Here is a 19,246-nt window from a genome sequence, read left to right on the forward strand (position 1 = left end):
GACGCGCAGAGCGCTCAGCCGGCGGCCCTGGCGTGCAATTTGGTGAGTGCCGTGAACCGGTCTGCCGCGCTCTTCCTCTTCGAGTTACAGCCCCAGTCCTTGGCGTCGTCCAAGCGACCAGCTGACATCACCGCCGGGCAAGGCCACCCCTGACACGAGGCGGCCGACATGCTGTTCGAGCGCGGGCCGCCACGGGACCAGGCTGAAGCCAAGCCCGTCGTCGATCATGGCAAACCGTCCACTCGAAAGCTGCGTGGAGCCGACCAGCGTCCCGGCAACGTGGTTTCCCGGAATGGCGGGCTGCCATTCCCGCCCCCGATCGGCGGCGAGCGCGCGGCCGACGCGCTCGACGTCACGAGCCTCAAGCCGCTGCACCAAGTCGCGAGAAATCCGGATCCGCCCGTCGACGCCTTCCGTGGCATACCCCTTGTCCGCCAGCCATCGCCGACGCCTGGCCAGCGCGGCCGTCACGTCCCGGCCGAATCCGTCGTCCGCCAGAACGGTGCGCTGACGAGAGGCCAACTCTCGGTCGAGCCACGTCGCGCCCTCATGGCCGACTTGCCGATCGAGACCCAACGTCGAGAGGACGGTCACCCGACCTGCCGCGCGGTCCCGCGTGCGGTCATACGCCTGCCCGCGCTCGGCCAAGTCGGCGGGAATGCGCCAGTGGTCGGCATCGATCCGCTCGACATGGCCGGCCCGTCGCAGCGCCTCCAGGCGCCGGACATGGGATCGGACGTAGGCCGCCGGATCGCCGCCCAGACGCTCGACGGTGCCGACAGCGTGCTCCAGATGCGCGGCTGGCCGATAGATACCCTCTTCTCCGGCAATGGCCACGATATTGCGGTCCGATGCGCGCGGTCCCGTCTTGCCGGCACCAGCAGTCACGATCATGCCGCGCTGAATATTCTCTACTCCGGCAGGATCCATCTCGAGATGATGGACATGCCCGTCCACGGCGTCGACGACGAGCCTCATGCGCTCGCCCATCTCGTCGCCCGCCAGCCCCTTGTCGAGCACCCGACCAACGATCGGCGCGGTCATCTCCTCGCGATGCAGGACATAGCCTGCGATTGCGCGGGCGTCGGCCAACCCTTCGCGGTCCAGTGCCCGATGCATGGTCTTGATGATGTCGCCACGCTCTCCCAGCTCCCGCAAGACGGGTTCGGCGCTGGGCGACACTGTCCACCGGCCTGGCTCCACCTGGGTGGCCAGGCCCATGCGCTCCAGCTTGCGCGCCCGCCGAATCAGCAGCGCCCGATTCCGGCGCAGGCTTTCGAGCATGTCCCGATCCGGCCTCAGGTCGGTAAACTCGTTTCGGCTCCGCTGCTCGGCGAGCAGCATGCGGTCGAGGCGCGTAAAGCGGTCACCGTCGACTTCGCGCTCCAAGCCGCGGGACACTTCATGCTCGGTCTGGCGGCCGAGCTCCCGGGTTACGATTTCGCTAGCCCGCTCCCGGATGCCATAAGCGATGTAATCGCCAGCGATGTTGAGAGTCTTGTCATCGTCGGTCACGCCCCGAACAATGATGTGAGTGTGAGGGTGGCCGGTGTTGTGGTGATCGACCGCGATCCAGTCGAGGCGGGTACCCAGGTCGGCCTCCATCTGCTTCATGAGTTCGCGGGTGGTCGCGCGATGATCAGAGAGCTCGACACCCTCCTCGGACGACACGATGAAGCGGAACTGATGGCGGTCTTCCCGGCCGCGCTCCACGAATGCACGACCATCCTCGACATCTTTGCCAGCGGAGTAGACTTGGCCCTTTTCTCCGTCCTTGGTTACACCATCGCGCTGGAGGTACCGGAGATGAGCATCGACGGCTTTGGCGCTGACGAACTGCCGTCCCCTGGCCGCGCCTCGCTGCGGATTGAGCTTCACGATGCGAGCCTTGACCGCGACCCGACGTGAGCGGGTGCGAAGGCGATCGAGGCGGCTCCAGGCATTCCGGCTTTTCAACGCCGCAGCCACCGAGGCCCCCCGTCCCCGTTCGTTGAACCGGCCGCCGCCCTTCCCGGCCTCACCCAATCGAGAGGGATTGCCGCCAGCCCGTCGAATAGCCTGCTGAATTTGCCCGTTGAAAGTAGACGCCCGGCTAGCTTGGCTCCCGGCGCGGCGTCTCCCGGTTCGCGCGTCGCCGCGATCCTGGATCCTTCCGGGCCGGAGACGGAAATCGTCGTCATCACGCGACATGGCATAACGATTGGTAGCGAAACCAAGCGCCGCAAGCGTCAGAACGCGGGGATCGCTGCGTGGCGTAGAAAAGACACCTCAGGCGGAGCAACGGTAGGGTTTGTCCCAGAAGCGGCGGCGCTCGGAGCATTGAATACAAAGAGAAAACTGCTTGAAGGGACGCTTGTCTGCCGCGAAGAGCTGGCGCAGCGGTCTCAAAAAACAACGTGCAGACAAGCCTTTAGGAGCGCAGCGACGGCAGCGGGGCCACCCGCTTTATCTTGCCGTCCATGATCTGGGGCCTCTGAGCCGATGACTTCATGAAGACTTCACGAGCACAGCTGAAGGATCCAACCGTCTGCTCTCCACATCACGGCAGACGCACTGCGTTTCCAGCGCGGACAAACAAGCTGTCGGTCCTCGCTTTCAATCGAGATGAGTTATCGGCAGACCGGTCATGCGCTGGCCGGTCAGTTGTCGTCTTGGACGCTGCCCGCGTGCCTGCGGAATCGTCGCGAGTACGCGCTACGAACAGCGGCGCTTCCTGCCAGGGAACGAAGCGGCGGCTGGCGGCGACGATATCATCGGCCTGCTGCTCTCCAATGAGCGGCGCAAGAGTGGCCACGTAGAGTTGCGTCTCGTGCGGCAATGGTCGGCCTGTGGCCAAGTGGTCGTCGTAACGCCCGGGACCTGCATTGTAAGCGGCCAGAAAACCCGGTGAGCCGTAGCGTTCATGAAGCTCGCGCAAGTATGCCGCGCCAGCAAGGATGTTGTCGCGCGGATCATAGGGGTTGTCACCGAGATCATATCGGATACGCAAATCAGCCCAGGTCGCGGGCATGACCTGCATCAATCCCATCGCGCCCGCGGATGACAGAGCCAGGACGTCACCACCGCTTTCGATCACCATCACCGCTCCGATCCAGGATGCCGGTACGCCAAACCGCTGGGCCGCTTCACGCACGAAGCTTGCATAGGTACCAGCGTCCGATGAGGCCTTTCGCAACACCGCAGTGGCAGATTGAGCGAGCGCCGTACCACCGGATGACATCACGATTACGACAATAGGAATCGCGGCCATCGATACGATCAACCGGATCGTCTTGTGAAAGGTCTTGGCCGGAAGGGAGGAAGGGCCACGACGTCCCACATAGGATCGGGCGGGCACTTCATGTCGGCGTAACTTCATGTTCACTGCTCCTTTGTCCAAACTGGATGAACGCGACCGGTAACGGCGGATCGCGGCAGTGGCCCGAAATACCGCCCGTCCAGCGAGTCCGCTGATCGCGAATTCATCAGGAATAGGGCGTCCTCGGCGACGACGCGGCAGCCCTGCCAGACCGGCAAAGCTCGCCCTTGGCGATCACGCTCGAGCGCCACGCCGACAGCAACCTTGTCGACGGTGACGACGAGGCCATCTCGACAAACGGTCTGGCCTGGAAGCGCCAGCACATGTTTCAGCATGGGAACGCCGCGCGGCAGGTAGTTGCCGGCCGCAAGGAAGGTCGCGAGCGGCTCCGGCGGCACTACGGCTACCAGCTCAGAGACATATCTCCCGTCAGTGGCTTCGAGTAGGTAAAGCCCCACGGGAACACTGGCCGACGCATTCCACACAATCATGCGATGCGGCTGCAAGAAGGCCGGCGCCACCAGGCTGACGACACCAAACGCAATCAGCAAAACGAACACCTGGCGCATTACGACTCGAGCCTCTGCCGCAGCAGCCAGGCCTTATGGCGTGCCATCGTGTAAGGCCTCAACGCTTCCCCCACCGCCAGACGACTGTGGACATGGCGCCAGTAATCCGGTGCCGCGTCGGCGGGATCGACGCCCAGCGCTTCGACGATGTCGATCATCTGCAGCACATGCTTCACCTTCGCCCAGCCGGAAGCGCGTAACAGGATGTCCGCACCCGGTCGGACGTAGGGGATCGTTGCGCAGGCTTCGCTTGAGCGCACGGCGCGCAGGATATCGATACGCGAAGCGATCGTTCCGTGGTCGTTGGCGGCCCAGCGCACGAAGCCGAAGGTGCTGCCGGGCGTAAAAGAAAGGACCCGCCGCCGCCGATCCAGGATCCGCTCATCTACGGGCCGGCCGAAGCGTATCCATCGTTCGATCTGCTTCTCGAGCCACAACAGTTCGACTTGCGTGAGATCGGTCATGCGCGACCTCCTGCCCGGATCGGACCTGCGTGCCTTGACCTGCCCCTTCCCGGCGAGGCGGCTGTCCCCGCCAGTGGACAAGTCTGGGGCGTTAGACAGATTCCGAAGGAATCTGGGTTAGGGAAGTTAAGGAGGCACCAAGCCGTTGAGTGCCAAAGACAATCTCGCGATTCTCGTCCCCGATAGCACGAGGATCGGGTCCCTGATGGCACGATGGTCCACGTCCCCGAAAGCACGAGCCGAGTCACAGCTTGTCCCCAGAAGCACCCACCGGCCGCTGGATAAAAGGGCTGCGCGAAACGGCCACGAACTCAAGACGCTCCGCGCCGCGGAAGCTGCGCTCGATGCAAAGCCGATAGCCGGGCAGTGACTGTCGGCGGACGATCTCACGCAGATCGTAGGCGAAGTGCTTGAGCGGCGAGAGGCTGCCGGACTTGGCGTGAAGATGCGAAAAATCGAAGCTCCACCCATCGGCCTGACGGCCGCCGTGCTTGCGGACGATTCGATATAGCCAGCGCTCCAGGCCGCCCGTGAGATCGAAGTACGCACGGTCAATCGTGAGCACAAGCGCGTCGTCCAGAACGCCGGTATAGAACCAGTCCGGGATGATAAGTTCGAGGCCGAGCGGACGACCGTGGCTGTCCGCAGTCTCCTTCCATTCGTTGATCCAGGAGAAGCGATGGCGCCGCCGCTCTGCAGGTTGACGGATGGAAGTCAGCACGGTGGTGGACTGGAGACGGTCGAAGGCCGCCTTCAGGCGATCATAGTCTCGCGCGCCGGTGCCGCGTCCAACGAACGTCAAGATCTCATAAGGCGTGGCAGCCATCAGTCGCGATGTCTTCAAGCCGGCATCCCTCGCCTCGACGATTTGCGAAGCAGCCCAGATCAGCACATCGGCGTCCCAGATGGTCGCCATGCCGTGATCCGGTACGGCCTCGACCCGTATTGCAACCGTGCGTGTGTGATAGTCGATGGGCCGGACACGCTTCGACTTGGCGAGTGAGAAGAACGGGTAGGCCATGAGATCCTGGGCGTCACGCGGTGCGAGATCGCCGGGCAACGCCCTGAACAGGTCGAGTTGGTCTCGCTCGCTGATGCGCTTGTGCTTGAAGGTCACGTTTGGCCTCCACTCAACGCCGAGCACGAGGAGTGTTGGCGAGCGGGTTCATGTGCGGCTTTGCAGGCAGCACAGTCCCCGTCCCGGGATCGGAGGTCGACGTTTTGGCCCCGCGGTCGGCCCAGGCCTTGAGATCATCGACGGCGTACACGACTCGACCGCCGATCTTCCGATAGGTGGGGCCTGTACCGTAGGTTCGATGTTTTTCGAGGGTCCGTCCGGACAGGCTGAGAAAACGTGCAGCTTCCGGCGTTCGCAAAAAGCGCGGCGGCAGGCCGGCGGCAGGATCGGGCATGCGGATGGCTCCGTGGTTGTGACGAGAGCCGTCGAGAGGCGACGGCGTAACGACGGTCACGGTGGCGGAGATTCGCGGGCCGGGAGGATGACGAACTCACTCCTGAGGTTGGCGATACCCCCTTCCCTGGTATCGGCGAAGCTAACGACTGGCGCGCAGCAGCTTTCGATAGCCGCCGTCCATCATGGCCACGGCATCGGCGACCAATCGGATCGTCTGGCCCCTGATCGATGAGGTCTTCCAGGGGAATCGCCCGACCGCTTCCGGACCATGGAGCGCCTTTGCCACCTCGCGATAACTTGCTCCCTCCAGGTGACCGTCCAACGCACGGATCATGATTAGAAGCCGTCTGCGGAGACGCGCTGTGATCTGCCAGGCGGACGGAAGCGGGCCAGCGGAGTGGCGATCGAGGCGGCGCTTCAGGCGGAGCAAACCGGCGAGGCGAAGGAGAACGGTCTCATCCAGGGGGATAAGCGCCGCCATTGGCACCGCTGGGCGCTCACCCTCGAGCCACAAGGAATGTGGGCCATCGGCATCATTCACGATGCAGCGCCGCTCTCCGCCGCGCTGTAGATCTATCGAGGGCGGCAAGCCGTCAAGTGCTTCGAAGCGGTAAGCGGCCTCGAAACCCTTGGGTGCAGGAACGAGCAGCACGGCATGGGGAAGCAGCTCTGGCCGCCATAGAACTCGCGCGGCAGTCGCATCGAGTGAGGGGGCGCAGGCGAAAGGAAAGCCCCCAGTTGCCTCCTACCGTCTCCGGGCTCAACTCTGACTCCTCCGGATCTTCGTCGATCCGGTCGTAATCTTCCTGGTAGGCCGGATTGCGTCGCAGGAATTCCCACGCGAACCCGGCACGATCGAGGTCCTTCAACGCTTCGACATAGTCGGGCGACCTCCAATCGGGTCTCTTGGACATCAAAGACTCCGTTACGCGAACTCAGGGCTAACGGGCCCAAGCCTTTCATGCGACCAAGGGTTGTTGAAGAGCCCGAACGCCGAACGCGCGATGTCATGCGAAGACTCCCTCAAGCGGGTATCTAAAGGTCCTTCTTGGTGCCTTGCCCGTCAGTTGCGCGATGCGCGCAAGAGATCGCGGAAGCCCTTCTCGGTCATCCACCGAGCCCGAGACAAATGAGTGTCGTAGACCAAGCTTGCGCGGTCGGGTTCCAATGCCGGATCTAGCTGAAAGACGATACGCACGACTTCTCGCCAGTCTGCGGCCTCGGCCGCAGCGTCCAGCAAACGTAGATACGTCGCGAAGTGCCGCTCGTCGTACGGCGTGACCACGTCGCTTTCAGGAGGGCTGTCGTCAAAAGGAGGCGTCGTCATCTCAGGAATCGCAGCGAGGGAAGAACATTCGTCGGAACTCCAACCACCGCATAGTCACAGTCCAATGCCCATTGGCGATGCAAGCCAGGCATCACCTCCATCAACTTCCATGCTCACGAAGCGCATCGTAAAGACCATTGCAGCCTGATCTGCATAAAAGCATAGAGACGTCGTCGCACCAGCAAATTTGGTCGCGTATTATAGTACGTAGCGCCAGAATACGCGATTGCCTCCTATCCTGCGGATGGACATTCGCAAGGTGTTCGGCGCCAACGTCCGCGTCTATCGACTGGCAGCGGGCCTCAGCCAGGAGGCGATCGCCGCTCGCATGGGTGTGGACCGGGCCTACGTCAGTGCGATCGAGCGAGGGCTGCAGAACGTCACTCTCCTGACGATCTTGCAAGTGGCAGAATCCTTGAACGTCCGTCCGGCTGACCTGCTTGTGGAATCGGTTCAAAAATCACGGTCGTGAGCACAAGGGATCGTTACCGTCAGGCGAAGACACCCTTCCGTCGCTTCGGCCGAAGGGTGGCTTCGTACGGCCGCCAACCCTCCTAGCGGCCTCTTAGGGCATGGTGCGGCACGTGGATCGGCGCCTCTCGGGCGACGCGGCTGGCCGGAAGCCTGTCGCTGGTCGTCGGCCTGCCCACGATGCTGGTCAGCTTCGCACGCTACAGCCTCGACAGCACCTTCGCTGTGCTGTCGCGAAACGCCCGCTTCATTCTGGTCATGGCTCTGGGCTCTATCGCCGGCAGATTCATCGGCGCAATGCTGTTGGGATCATCGAATCAGCCTATCAATTGCCGCTGCTGGCCGCGATCCTCGTCATCTCGTCGGTCAAGGTTTGGCGGGCATGCACAAATAGGTGGCAGTGTCGTTACCTCGACGTGCCCAGCGTCACGATGATGCGGCAGTCGGCGATGGTGCCGCGGTGGCACTGGCCGATCATGTCCTGCAACTCCGACTGCAGTCTCTTGAGGTCGGCGATCTTGTCCTCGACCTCCTTCAGGTGCTGATTGGCGATCCGGTCGATCTCGTCGCACGAGCAGGCGCGATCGTCGGAGAAGCGCAGCAGCGCGCGCACCCGGTCGAGCGAAAAGCCCAGCGCGCGCGAGCGGCGGATAAAGCGCAGCCGCGCCAGATGCGAGGGAAGATAGGCGCGGTAGTTGCCTTCCGTCCGCTCCGGCAGTGCCAGCAGGCCGATGCGCTCGTAGTAGCGGATCGTCTCGGCCTTCGTCTCGGTAGCGGCTGCGAGCTTGCCGATCGTGAAACTGTCCATCCAGGCATGACCCTCTAGTAACTACATCCTCTACGTTGGGCCTGTCGCAAACGTCGTCAGGTGCATTATGGCCTGCTGTCAGTCGGCGGAATGCCCCAGTTCGCAAAGCCTGAACAGCCCGCGCTTTGGATTGCGCTCGCGATCAATGCCTCGTTCTTCGTGATCGAAATCGTGGCCGGTGCGGCTGCCGGCTCGGTGCCCCTGCAGGCCGACGCGCTCGATTTCCTAGGGGACGCCGCCAACTATGCCGTCAGCCTTGGCGCGGCCGGGATGGCGCTGACTTGGCGGACACGGGCCTCGCTGTTGAAGGGCGCGACCCTGGGACTGTTCTGAGCGTGGATTCTGGGCGTCACGATTTACAACGTATTCTTCGGCCGAGTGCCCGATGCGCATGCTATGGGCGTCGTCGGTTTCTTCGCGCTGCTGGCTAATCTGTTCGTGGCGGTGATGCTTTGCCTGTTCCGCGAAGGCGACAGCAACATGCGCTCCGTCTGGATCTGCAGCCGCACCGACGCCATCGGCAACGTCGCCGTCATACTGGCGGCTCTCGGCGTGTTCGCCAGCGGCACCGGCTGGCCCGATCTCGTGGTCGGCTCGATTATGGCGCTGCTTTCGCTCTCGGGTGCGTGGCAGATTGGCCGGCATGCACTGTCGGAACCGCGCGAGGCGCCGACCGCGCGGTCCGTACCGGCGGAATAGGGGCAAGGGCCTCGCATGAGCTACTCCCCCGGCATTCGGACGATGTAAGGTAGAGGAGACACATTCAACGGAATCGGACCATGCGGGACGACGCCAATTCAATCGCTCTAGAGATTCTTTGCGAGGCCTACAACTACACGAGCGGCCGCCCGCAGAAGTGGGTCGACTTGGGCAGGATCGCGCAGCGCCTGCTATTGCCAGAGACCGGCGCCGTCGAGGAAGCGGCGCGTCTGGCCTAGACGAAAGGATGGCTCGTTCTCGATGGCGAGCATCGCGTATCCTTCACGGAGGCCGGCCGTCGCGTCGTCACCTCGACATGAGACGGAAGCCGGCGAACGCCACGATGCCGGCCAGCACGAGTCGGACGGTGCGTTCGGAAAGGCGCTGAATGAAGGCGGTGCCGGCGGCCGCGCCCAGCAGGGCGGCGGCGGCATACAGCGGGAACTCCGATGCGAGCTGCTGGCCCGAAAGCAGCGCACCGGCGAGCCCTGTGATCGAGTTGCCCAGGATGAACGGTGCGGAAAGGCCCGCGGCCTCCTTCGGCCCTGCCCAACCTAGCGCGATCAGCGCCGGCGCCACGAATACGCCGCCGCCGATTCCGGACAGGCCCGAGAATAGCCCGGCGGCGCCCCCCAGCGCCGCTAGACCCATCGTCGATGGCGAAATGGACCAGCGGGCTGCCTGCGGACGCATCACCATCAGCAGCGCCGTCGCCAGTAGCAACGCGCCAGTGACAAGTGCGTAGAGGCCGGCGGGAAGCGCCACCAGCCCGCCGACGAACGCCGCAGGCAGCGCCGGGACCGCGAGGGAGATCAGCCTGCGCCAGTCGATGAAGCCAATCGCATGCAGGCGCCACGTCGTGTAGGACGCCGCGACGATGTTCATGGCCAATGCCGTCGGCCGGAGATCGCCGACCGGCACGCCCGCGACCGCCATGACAGCCAGAAACCCTGTGCCGCCCCCCTGACCGACGCTGGCATAGACCGCTGACACGGCAAGGAGAATGAGCGCGACGAGCATCCCGAGAAGCTACCCGAACCGTTAACGGTTTTCTCGCGTGAGCCTCACGCGAGCAGATCTTCCGGGTCCTTACTAGCTCCGTCGGTCGCCGACAAGATTGGCAGGCCGCATCGCCAGGAACGCCACAAGCGCCAGCAGCATGAGGAGGCCGACCACACCGAAAGCGAGGCCCCAGGCCATCGGCGACATGCCGCCGGCGAGGTCGAGCGTCCATCCTACGATCAACGGCCCTAGAAACCCGCCGGCATATCCAAGTGTCGAGTGCACCGCGAGCGTGGCGCCGCGACGTGCGGGATCGGCGTTGCCCGCGGCGCCCGCCGTGACCGACGAGGAGTCGAGCCACACCACCATGCCGTAGGCGATCAGCAGCACCACCGCGAGCCAGTAGTGAGTCGAGCCGGCGAAGCCAACGACGGCGGCGAAGCCGATCGACAGGATCATTGCCGTCGCGACAAGGCGGCGGCGGCCGAAGTGGATCGAGGCTTCGTTGCCGGCGATGCTGGCCAAGGTGCCGAGCAACGCCAGTACGGTGACGACGAGGGCGGGCGAGAGGGTCTCGTCGGTGAGCCCGGTGTGCGCGGCGACGAAGGCGAGGAACGCGACACCCCAGCCGCGCAACGCGCTCATCTCCAGGGTGTGCACGCAGTAGACGACCGAATAAGCGAAAGACGAAGTATTGCGGATCACCGGCCGGAAATCGAACAAGCCACCACCCTGCGCAGGCTTGCGCGGCGCCGGTCGGTGCGTCGGTACGACGGTCGCGACCATGATCCAGGCGATGGCCGCCGTCACGGCGGAGAAGACGAAGGCCGAGCGCCAGCCGAACTGGTCGGCGAGAACGTCGCCCAGCAGGAACGACACGGCCCCGGAAATGCCGATGCTCGCCGCGTGCCCGGTGACGGCCCGCGACATAAGCTTGGCGTCGACCTGGTCGGCCAGCAGCTTCAACCCGGTCATGTAAGTGCCGGCCCAGCCCAGCCCTGCAAGCGCGCGCGTGGCGAAGGCCGACCAGAAGCCATCGGCGAACAGTCCAAACATCAGATGCCCCGCCACGGTGCAGGCGACGCCGAACAGATAGACCTTCTTGGCATCGATCCGGTCGGTGAGCGTGACCAGCACCGGCACAGAAACCATGTAGGCGCCAAAGAAGATCGCTGTGATCCAGCCGGCCTCGCTGTTCGACAGGCTCCAGCGCTGCATCATCTGCGGCAGCAGCGCGGGCCAGAAGCCGGCGCCGATCTGCACGAAAATCTGCGCAGCGCAGACGACGGCGACGAGGCGCGCGCCCTTGGAGGTATCAGTCGGCAGAGCTTGCATGGGGAACGGGTAACCGGATCATCAAGAGGGCGAGAAACGCGACGACACAAAGCGCGGACGAAATGAGCAACACGCCGGCACCGAGCCGGTCGATCAGCAAAGCGAACAGCAGCGGTGCTCCCGCCGACAGGAAGCGCGGGGGTGCACCCAGCAGGCCGAGCCGGTAGCCGTAGTTCTTCGGCCCATAGAGCGCGAGCGGCACCGTGCCGCGCGCGATGGTGAGAACGCCGTTGCCCATGCCATGCAGCACCGCGAAGGCACTCGCGGCTAGGCCACCCCCGAAGGTCAGCAGGACCAACGTGCCCGCCGGATGTGTCGTGGTCGCGAGGCGGCCCGAGACCAGTGGATGCAGGCGCCGCAGCGGGCCTGCTTCGAGCATGCGCGCCGCGACCTGCGCCGGCCCGATGAGCGCGCCCGCCGCAATGGCCTGGGTGGGGCTTGCGCCCGCCGCTTCCATGATGCGCGGTAAGTGCGCGGCCATACCGGCGGTGACGACCCACGCCAAAGCGAAGGCGATTCCCAGCAGCACCATCGTGCGATCGAACGGCACCGGCTCGTCCGCCGCCTTGATCGTGGCCGCGAGATCGGTGGGACGCGGCAGCAGCAGGTAGTTGCACGGAAGGCCAATGACGATGTGCGCGGCCGCCCACATCAGGCATGTCTCGCGCCATCCGATCTCAGCCACGCCCCATGCAGTCAGTGGCCAGGCGATGGTACTTGCAAAGCCTGCAAGGAGCGTGATGCCGGTGATCGCTCCGCGCGCGTCCTTGCCGTAGAGGCGGCCCAGCGCGCCGAAGGCTGCATCGTAAAGGCCGAGGCCCATGCCGACGCCCATCAGCATCCATGCGACGGCAAACGGCAGGAAGGAATGCGCCTGTGATAGCAGTACCAGCGCCACCGCAAACAGCAGGTTCGATGCCGAGAGGACACCGTTACCACCCGCCCGGTCGATCATCCGGCCAACCTTCGGGCCGATCACGGCGGAGATGATGAGCGAGGCGGAAAAGGTGCCGAAAAACAGGTTGGTCGAGATGCCGATGTCTCGCGCCATCTCGTCTGCCAGCACCGCTGGCAGATAGTAGGTCGACCCCCAAGCCAGCGTCTGCGCCGTCCCCAGGACGAGGATTGTCGCGAGGCGGCGGCGATCCATCACGAAGCCTTGGGAGCGCAACAGCTCGTCGCCACGGCCGGCTGCGCAGGCGCACAGCAGCTAGAGGCGGCATCGGCAGGCGACGCCGACGGCGCAGGGCCGTTGCACACTCCCGTCTCCGGCAGCACCAACTCGACCTTGCCCGCAGCCTCGTGGTCGCCCGCGATCTCGGCGGCGATCGAGCGGACCTGCTCGTAGCCGGTCATCATCAGGAAGGTCGGCGCGCGGCCGTAGGACTTCATGCCGGCGAAGTAGAAGCCGGCCTCGGGCTGGCTCAGTTCCCGCGCGCCGTGCGGACGCACGCTGCCGCAACTATGCTCGTTGGGATCGATCAGCGGCGCGAGGATTGGCGGGCATTCAAGTGCCGGATCGAGCGACAGGCGCAGCTCGCGCAGGAAATCGAGGTCGGGCCGGAAGCCGGTCGCGACGATCAGCTCGTCGACCGTCACGGCGCGCGCGCAGCAGGCCGCGCCCGTCGCCACGCGCAGGCGTTCGCCCTCGTGGTCGATATGGCCGACACGGAATCCGGCTTCGGTCCGAATCGTTCCGCCAGCGACGAGGCCTGCGAGGGCCGAGCCCAGCGCGCCCCTCACCTTGAGTTGGTCGGCCGTGCCACCGCCAAAGGATTTCGCCCGATCAGTCGCACGCAGCAGCCAGACGACCTCCGTCGCCGGCACCTGCTCCTTGAGTCGCGCAAGGTCGATCAGGGTGCCGACGGCGGAGTGGCCGCCGCCCAGTACCGCGACAGTGCGGCCGGCATAGCGCGCGCGGTCGCGGCCCAGTATGTCGGGCATACCGTAGGTAATTCGATCATGGGAGTCATGCTCACCGGCTGCCTGCAGCCCATTCGCGCCGGCTGGATTGGGAGAGAACCAGGTGCCGCTCGCATCGATGACGGCATCGGCCGTGATTCTATCTGCTCCTTTGCCGTTCTCGTACCGAATCTCGAACGGCGCAGTCTCGCGGCCCTTCGTCTTCACCTTGTCGAAGCCGACACGGCCGATGCCCGTCACGCGGCTGCTGGTCCGGATGCGATCCTTCAACGGAGTGCGCGTCGCCAGCGGTTCGAGATACTGCTCCACCAGTTCAGCGCCGGTCGGATAGTGATCGGGCTGCGGCTTGTTCCAGCCGGCGCTAGTCAGCAGGCGATCTGCCGCCTTGTCGATGTTGAACTCCCATGGCGAGAAGGTCTGCACATGGCTCCACTGACGCACGGCATGGCCGACCGTCGGACCGGCTTCCAGAACGACTGGTTCCAGTCCGCGCTCCAGCAGATGCGCCGCAGCGGCGAGTCCAACGGGACCGGCGCCGATCACGGCAACTGTCTTCGGCTTTGTGAGTGAGTCGGGCATTTGGCTCTCCTATCCTTCTAGAATTTTGGAAATTCTCAGGCAAAAAATAGCGCGGTGAGTCAGGCAACACTCGGAATTGCCACTGGTGGACGGGTGCCCTCGGCGCAGCATTCCTCTGCCATGAACCCAAGAAGTTCGCGCATCACCTCATAGTTGGCGTGACAGACGAGGGTCGCGCCTTCCCGAACCTGCGTGACGAGCCCGACGATCATCAAAGACTTGATGTGATGCGACAGGGTCGACGCCGCTGCATCCAGCTTGGTCTGCAGCCGGCCAACCGACATGCCTTCGGCGCCGGCACGCACCAACGTTCGGTAGATCTTCAGTCGCGTCGGATTGCCGAGTGCTTCCAGACGGGCAGCGGCATCTTCGATCTTCATGACGCAAAGGTAGGCTCTCCCTGGAGAGAGTCAACCATATTTCTAGAATCTTAGAAATTGCTCGGTGCGGCCCGAGGGCGAGGATGCCCGGCCGCTCCGGGCAGCAGGAAAGTGATGGCCCAGCAGGCCAGTAGCATGGCCGCGGAGCCGAGCAGGCAGACGGTCATCCCACCCAATTGATAGAAGAGCCCAGAGAGCAACGTGCCGCTCAATCGGCCGCAGGCATTGGCGGCATAATAGAAGCCGACATCCTCGGCGGCCTTCTCCGAACCGGCATAGGCCAGGATCAGGTAGGAGTGCAGCGAGGAATTGACGGCGAAGGGCAGCGCGAAGATCGCCAAACCGACCGTGACGATGAGGTCAGGACGCAAGCCGAGCTGGCCGGACAAAAGCAAGGCGATCATCACCGGCACGGCGAGCAGGATGCCCGCCCATACGCGCGCGCCCGGCACTTCGCGGCTGAGCCCGTCGGTGCTTCGCGGAACTAACGCCGGCGCAACGGCCTGCAGTCCGCCATAGGCGATCGTCCAGGCGGCGAGGAACGCGCCCACTTCCACGAACCGCCAGCCAGAGGCGTAGAGGAACACGGGGAGGCCAACGACGAACCAGACATCGCGTGCGCCGAACATGAAAACGCGTGCCGCCGCCAGAAGATTCACGCCCGACGACTTGGCGAACAGCTCGCGCATCGACTTCGAGGCCTTCGCCTTGCCGAGTTCACGGGGCAAGAGAATGAGCCCGGTAAGCAGGATGACGACCAGCAGGCCAGCCATCAGCCATAGAGCAGGACGAAAGCCCACGGCGTCGAGCAGCAAGCCCCCCACGAAGAAACCTATTCCCTTCATTGCGTTCTTCGAGCCGGTGAACCACGCCACCCATTTGAAGAGCCGGCCCGCGCCATCGCCGGCCGTCGCCTTGATGGCCGATTTGGAGGCTGTCTTCGTGAAATCCTTGGCCAGTCCCGCAATACCCTGTGCCGCAACCACCCACGCGACAGAAGCGGCAGCCGTCCACGACGGATCGAGCGCGGACAACATAATGAGGCAGGCTATCTGGAGGGATTGACCAGCCATCAGCATGCGGGGGATGCCGAAACGCGTCGCCAGCCAGCCGCCCGCCAGGTTCGCCACGATGCCGGCGAACTCATAGAGCAGGAACAGGAAGGCGAGCGTGAACGGTGAGTACCCGAGCCTGAAGAAGTGGAGCAGCACGAGCATGCGCAGCGCGCCGTCGACTAGGGTAAAGCCCCAGTACGACGCCGTAACGATCAGGTAATCGCGCGCCGACGTGCCCATCATGTGCCTGCGTCGATCACCATTCGGGCGAGGTCGACCATGCGGCAGACATAGCCCACCTCATTGTCGTACCACGCGTAGACCTTGAGCATCGTGCCGTCAGTCACCATCGTGCTGGGAGCGTCGACGATCGAGCTGCGCGTGTCGTTGGCGTAGTCCGCCGAAACGAGGGGGCGCGTCTCGTAGCCGAGAATGCCCGCCAGCGGTCCTTTGGCGGCCACTTGGAACAGCTCGTTGACCTCGGCTTCCGTGGTCGAGCGCTTCAACTCGAAGACGCAGTCGGTGAGGCTCGCGTTGAGGATCGGCGCCCGCACGGCATGCCCGTTCAGCTTTCCCTTGAGTTCAGGATAGATGACCGTGATCGCAGTGGCGCTGCCGGTCGTCGTTGGCTGCAGCGAAAGCATGGCCGAGCGTGCCCGCCGAAGGTCCTTGTGCGGCGCGTCCACGACGACGTTGGTGTTGGTCGGGGCGTGAACCGTCGTGATCTGACCATGCCGGATGCCGATGGACTCGTGCACCACCTTGACCACCGGTGCGAGGCAGTTGGTTGTGCACGACGCCGCCGTCAGCAGGTGATGACGGGCCGGATCGTAGAGGCCGTCATTGACGCCCACGACGACGTTCAGCGCGCGCTCGTCCTTGACGGGTGCTGCGACGATGACCTTCTTCACGCCGCGATCGAAATAGGCTTGCAACTGCTCCGGCTTCAAGAACTTGCCAGTGCATTCGAGAACCATGTCGCATCCGAGATCGCCCCAGGCGACATCTCCGGGCGAAGCGGCGGCGCTGAAGCCGAGATAGGTGCCGCCGACCGCGATGCCACGCTCGCCGTCGACCTCGAACGAGGTGCGCCAGCGGCCGTGCATGCTGTCGAACTCCAGAAGATGCGCCGTGGCGCCAGCGCCTCCCTTGATCTCGTTGAGGTGCACGACCTCCAGACGATTATCGCGCCGTGGGTCGTCGCCGGGACGATGCATGCCGCCGAACGCAGCCCGGAGCGCCAGGCGCCCCATGCGCCCCATGCCGTTGATGCCGACCTTCATCGCAGCCTCCGTCCGCTTACGCCGGGGCCTTGGCGGAGTCGCCGATCTCGTCGAGGCGCTTCTTGAGCGCCATCCTATCGAGCGAGGCGTAGGGAAGGTTGATGAAGATCTCCAGCCGCCGGCGAATCATGCCGTACAGCTCGTTGATCATCGTGGCGCGCTCTACATCGGAGCCCATGAATTTGGCGGGGTCGGGCAGCGGCCACGCGCCCGTCACCGACCGCTCGCCGAAGTCGGGACAGTGCTGGCCCTGCAGGATGTCGCAAAGCGTGATGACGAAATCCATGCGCGGCGCATTCGGGCCGGTGAACTCATCCCACGACTTGCAGCGCAATCCGGCCACGTCGTGCCCGAGCGTCTTGAGCTTGGCCAGTACGTCTGGCATCGGCTGGCCCGCCGGGTCGGAGCCCGCCGAATAGGCGTTGAACTTGCCCTTGCCGAGCTGTTCGAGGATTGCCTCGGCCATCAGCGAGCGGGCGGAATTGTGCGTGCACAGAAACAGGACGTTGAAGGCGGGAGTCATGTGAACCTCGGGTTGATCCTCGGGGAGGAGTCGCGCCAGGTCGCCACAGAGGTCCGGTCGTCCCCCACAGCACGTCTCCGTCAGGAAGCTGAAGAGCGCGCGCAAGCCGGCAAAACGGACCGCATAGATGATGTTGCGACCCTGCCGGGTGGATTGAACGAGACCGGCTTGCTCCAGGGCAGCCAGATGGAACGACAGCGTCGAAGGCAGTTGCCCCAGCGCGCTGGCGAGTTCGCCGGCCGCCATGCCGGTCGCTCCCTTGCTCGCCAGAAGCCGCATCAAGTTGAGGCGGGTCTCTTGCGAAAGGGCAGCAAATCCGGCAGCTACGTCCGATGATTCCATAGTTCTCGAATAGTCCAAGTGTATGACATACGTATTACGTGGCCGGCCGTCGGGTGTCGACGGGCAAACCAGCGGATCGACGAGCGGGAGACGGCGAAATGTCCCTTTTTGAGCGTTACCTGACCCTCTGGGTCGCGGCCTGCATCGTCGTCGGGATCGCGCTCGGGCACTTCTTCCCGGTGGTCTTTCACACCGTGGGCGCGGCCGAAGTCGCCCATGTGAACCTGCCGGTCGCAGCCCTGATCTGGCTGATGATCATCCCGATGCTCATCAAGGTCGACTTCGCGGCCATCGCAGAGGTGCGCCGACACTGGCGCGGGATCGGGGTGACACTGTTCATCAACTGGGCGGTGAAACCCTTTTCGATGGCGGCGCTCGGTTGGCTGTTCATCGGTTATCTGTTCAGGCCGTGGCTGCCGGCCGACCAGATCGACAGCTACATCGCCGGCCTAATCCTGCTGGCGGCCGCACCCTGCACCGCGATGGTGTTCGTGTGGAGCAACCTCTCCGAAGGCGAGCCCGATTTCACGCTGACGCAGGTGGCGTTGAACGACGCGATCATGCTCTTCGCCTTCGCACCGATCGTCGGGTTGCTGCTCGGCCTATCGGCCATCGTGGTGCCATGGCAGACGCTGCTGCTGTCAGTCGCCCTGTACATCCTCGTGCCCGTGCTGCTGGCGCAATTCATACGCCGCGCGGCGCTCGCGCAGAGCCGGGAAGCCCTCGCGCGCCTGCTGGCGCGCCTGCAACCGGCTTCGCTCGTTGCCTTGCTGGCGACGCTCGTGCTGCTGTTCGGCTTCCAGGGAGAACAGATTATCGCGCAGCCGTTGATCATCGCCCTCTTGGCGGTGCCAATCTTAATCCAAGTCTACTTCAACTCCGGCTTGGCTTATCTGCTGAACAGGGCGGCTGGCGAGCAGCATTGCGTCGCTGCGCCGTCGGCGCTAATCGGCGCTAGCAACTTCTTCGAGCTGGCGGTCGCGGCGGCCATCAGCATCTTTGGCTTTTCCTCGGGCGCGGCGCTGGCCACCGTGGTCGGGGTCCTCATAGAAGTGCCCGTCATGCTGTCCGTTGTGAGGATCGTGAACGCGAGCAAAGGTTGGTACGAACAGAAACGACACAGTTAATCGCCAAGGGCGATTAACTGATCGACAGAAAGCCCCGCCTGAGCGTGCGTCCGGCTGACCTGATCGTTGAGCCTGCACCCAAATCGAAGTCGCACCATCCCGTTAGGCCTCGAAGCCGAACGCAAAAACATGGCTGCTCTATCCCATGCCTCATCTTGCGGCCTTTCAGAAACACAGCCGCCCAAGCAAAGAAAAGCCCCGCCCGGCGGTCCGGGCGGGGCTCTGGGAGCCGCGGCTTACTCGCCGTTCTTCTTGCGGCTGCGCGACCAGATCAGGCTGAAGCCCTCGCCGTCCTCGTCGTCGAACAGGTTGGCGAAGATCGGCGCGTTGAAGCTCGGATCGTCGAGCTTGAGCGAGAGGTAGTCGCGGCCCTCGTTAGAGCGCTTCGACCAGGCAGCCCCGATCTCGGCGCGACCGACGAAGACCCGGTGGCTGGGGGCGTTGTCGTTGCTGCGGTTGGCCTCGGGGACGATGCGCACGCCTCTCGCCTGGACACTGAGCGTGACGATCTCGCCCTGGTACTCGTTGCCGGACTTCTTGAAGGTACCGATGTTGGCCATGTGACTTCTCCTGTGCTGTTTCGAGCCCCGCGACCATCGCGGCCTCGATGGCGATCTGCAGGCCGGAGGCGATCGACGCCGCACCCG

23 protein-coding genes and 1 pseudogene are annotated in these 19,246 nt (G+C 64.3%); 5 read left to right on the forward strand and 19 right to left on the reverse strand.

The genetic code is table 11. The annotated features are described in order from the left end of the window. Positions 1–84: 84 nt before the first annotated feature. From LJ725_RS16705 to LJ725_RS16735, 7 genes are all read right to left on the reverse strand, one after another. Entirely contained in the window at positions 85–1,968 is a 1,884-nt protein-coding gene (locus tag LJ725_RS16705) for a DUF3363 domain-containing protein (RefSeq protein WP_329958373.1), read from the reverse strand. Between the two features lie 571 nt (positions 1,969–2,539). Further along, entirely contained in the window at positions 2,540–3,358 is an 819-nt protein-coding gene (locus tag LJ725_RS16710; protein ID WP_230551780.1) for a lytic transglycosylase domain-containing protein, read from the reverse strand. 2 nt (positions 3,359–3,360) lie between these two features. Further along, positions 3,361–3,867, reverse strand: coding sequence for a S26 family signal peptidase (locus tag LJ725_RS16715; RefSeq protein WP_230551781.1), 507 nt, complete (start codon positions 3,865–3,867; stop codon positions 3,361–3,363). Beyond that, positions 3,867–4,331: a DUF2840 domain-containing protein gene (locus LJ725_RS16720; RefSeq protein WP_230551782.1), complete on the reverse strand. Its 465-nt coding sequence runs from the start codon at positions 4,329–4,331 to the stop codon at positions 3,867–3,869. The genes LJ725_RS16715 and LJ725_RS16720 overlap by 1 nt, the downstream gene beginning before the upstream one ends. 244 nt (positions 4,332–4,575) lie before the next feature. After that, positions 4,576–5,448 (reverse strand): replication initiator protein A, encoded by an 873-nt coding sequence (locus tag LJ725_RS16725; protein WP_230551783.1) that lies wholly within the window; start codon positions 5,446–5,448, stop codon positions 4,576–4,578. Positions 5,449–5,461: 13 nt separating this feature from the next. After that, positions 5,462–5,743, reverse strand: a complete 282-nt coding sequence (locus tag LJ725_RS16730; RefSeq protein ID WP_230551784.1) for a helix-turn-helix transcriptional regulator — start codon at positions 5,741–5,743, stop codon at positions 5,462–5,464. Positions 5,744–5,884: 141 nt separating this feature from the next. Next, positions 5,885–6,226 (reverse strand): DUF2285 domain-containing protein, encoded by a 342-nt coding sequence (locus LJ725_RS16735; RefSeq protein WP_230551785.1) that lies wholly within the window; start codon positions 6,224–6,226, stop codon positions 5,885–5,887. Here LJ725_RS16735 and LJ725_RS16740 point away from each other — a divergent pair. After that, the gene (locus tag LJ725_RS16740; protein WP_230552057.1) at positions 6,143–6,316 is read left to right on the forward strand and encodes a hypothetical protein; all 174 of its coding nucleotides are present in this window, start codon (positions 6,143–6,145) and stop codon (positions 6,314–6,316) included. The two genes, LJ725_RS16735 and LJ725_RS16740, sit on opposite strands and share 84 nt — an antisense overlap. 22 nt (positions 6,317–6,338) lie before the next feature. On the opposite strand, the gene LJ725_RS16745 is transcribed toward LJ725_RS16740, so the two are convergent. Together LJ725_RS16745 and LJ725_RS16750 are read right to left on the reverse strand one after the other, a co-directional pair. Next, complete coding sequence (locus tag LJ725_RS16745) at positions 6,339–6,659, reverse strand: transcriptional regulator domain-containing protein (protein ID WP_230551786.1); 321 nt, start codon at positions 6,657–6,659, stop codon at positions 6,339–6,341. Between the two features lie 149 nt (positions 6,660–6,808). Then, the gene (locus tag LJ725_RS16750; RefSeq protein WP_068190742.1) at positions 6,809–7,072 is read right to left on the reverse strand and encodes a DUF2285 domain-containing protein; all 264 of its coding nucleotides are present in this window, start codon (positions 7,070–7,072) and stop codon (positions 6,809–6,811) included. Between the two features lie 244 nt (positions 7,073–7,316). Between LJ725_RS16750 and LJ725_RS16755 the strand changes: the two genes are divergently transcribed. Continuing rightward, positions 7,317–7,544: a helix-turn-helix domain-containing protein gene (locus tag LJ725_RS16755; RefSeq protein ID WP_068190743.1), complete on the forward strand. Its 228-nt coding sequence runs from the start codon at positions 7,317–7,319 to the stop codon at positions 7,542–7,544. Between the two features lie 405 nt (positions 7,545–7,949). On the opposite strand, the gene LJ725_RS16765 is transcribed toward LJ725_RS16755, so the two are convergent. Beyond that, complete coding sequence (locus LJ725_RS16765) at positions 7,950–8,351, reverse strand: MerR family transcriptional regulator (protein WP_230551787.1); 402 nt, start codon at positions 8,349–8,351, stop codon at positions 7,950–7,952. Between the two features lie 90 nt (positions 8,352–8,441). Between LJ725_RS16765 and LJ725_RS16770 the strand changes: the two are divergent. Together LJ725_RS16770 and LJ725_RS16775 are read left to right on the forward strand one after the other, a co-directional pair. Beyond that, positions 8,442–9,050: pseudogene (locus LJ725_RS16770) on the forward strand (cation transporter). 80 nt (positions 9,051–9,130) lie between these two features. Continuing rightward, on the forward strand, positions 9,131–9,289 hold the full coding sequence (locus LJ725_RS16775) for a hypothetical protein (protein WP_156716909.1): 159 nt from the start codon (positions 9,131–9,133) through the stop codon (positions 9,287–9,289). 67 nt (positions 9,290–9,356) lie between these two features. Here the strand turns inward: LJ725_RS16775 and LJ725_RS16780 are convergent, their stop codons facing one another. The 8 genes from LJ725_RS16780 to LJ725_RS16815 form a co-directional block, all read right to left on the reverse strand. Next, on the reverse strand, positions 9,357–10,070 hold the full coding sequence (locus LJ725_RS16780; protein WP_068190747.1) for a sulfite exporter TauE/SafE family protein: 714 nt from the start codon (positions 10,068–10,070) through the stop codon (positions 9,357–9,359). Between the two features lie 72 nt (positions 10,071–10,142). After that, a complete protein-coding gene (locus LJ725_RS16785; protein WP_230551788.1) occupies positions 10,143–11,387 on the reverse strand; it encodes an MFS transporter in 1,245 nt (414 codons plus the stop codon). Further along, positions 11,368–12,537: an MFS transporter gene (locus tag LJ725_RS16790; RefSeq protein WP_230551789.1), complete on the reverse strand. Its 1,170-nt coding sequence runs from the start codon at positions 12,535–12,537 to the stop codon at positions 11,368–11,370. The genes LJ725_RS16785 and LJ725_RS16790 overlap by 20 nt, the downstream gene beginning before the upstream one ends. Then, a complete protein-coding gene (locus LJ725_RS16795; RefSeq protein ID WP_230551790.1) occupies positions 12,537–13,889 on the reverse strand; it encodes an FAD-dependent oxidoreductase in 1,353 nt (450 codons plus the stop codon). Before LJ725_RS16795 ends, LJ725_RS16790 begins: the two co-directional genes overlap by 1 nt. A gap of 59 nt (positions 13,890–13,948) precedes the next feature. Further along, positions 13,949–14,269 (reverse strand): ArsR/SmtB family transcription factor, encoded by a 321-nt coding sequence (locus LJ725_RS16800; protein ID WP_230551791.1) that lies wholly within the window; start codon positions 14,267–14,269, stop codon positions 13,949–13,951. Between the two features lie 50 nt (positions 14,270–14,319). Next, complete coding sequence (arsJ, locus tag LJ725_RS16805) at positions 14,320–15,567, reverse strand: organoarsenical effux MFS transporter ArsJ (RefSeq protein ID WP_230551792.1); 1,248 nt, start codon at positions 15,565–15,567, stop codon at positions 14,320–14,322. Beyond that, a complete protein-coding gene (locus LJ725_RS16810; RefSeq protein ID WP_230551793.1) occupies positions 15,564–16,607 on the reverse strand; it encodes an ArsJ-associated glyceraldehyde-3-phosphate dehydrogenase in 1,044 nt (347 codons plus the stop codon). Before LJ725_RS16810 ends, arsJ begins: the two co-directional genes overlap by 4 nt. Before the next feature lie 16 nt (positions 16,608–16,623). Next, complete coding sequence (locus tag LJ725_RS16815; protein ID WP_230551794.1) at positions 16,624–17,472, reverse strand: metalloregulator ArsR/SmtB family transcription factor; 849 nt, start codon at positions 17,470–17,472, stop codon at positions 16,624–16,626. A 98-nt stretch (positions 17,473–17,570) separates the two neighbouring features. Here LJ725_RS16815 and arsB point away from each other — a divergent pair, with 98 nt between their 5' ends. Continuing rightward, complete coding sequence (gene arsB, locus LJ725_RS16820) at positions 17,571–18,599, forward strand: ACR3 family arsenite efflux transporter (protein ID WP_230551795.1); 1,029 nt, start codon at positions 17,571–17,573, stop codon at positions 18,597–18,599. 236 nt (positions 18,600–18,835) lie between these two features. Here arsB and LJ725_RS16825 read toward each other — a convergent pair whose 3' ends face one another. Then, entirely contained in the window at positions 18,836–19,159 is a 324-nt protein-coding gene (locus LJ725_RS16825; protein WP_230551796.1) for a DUF736 domain-containing protein, read from the reverse strand. Positions 19,160–19,246: the final 87 nt, after the last annotated feature.

The sequence above is a fragment of the Reyranella aquatilis genome, assembly GCF_020880995.1.
In the GTDB taxonomy this organism is placed as follows: Bacteria; Pseudomonadota; Alphaproteobacteria; order Reyranellales; family Reyranellaceae; genus Reyranella; species Reyranella aquatilis.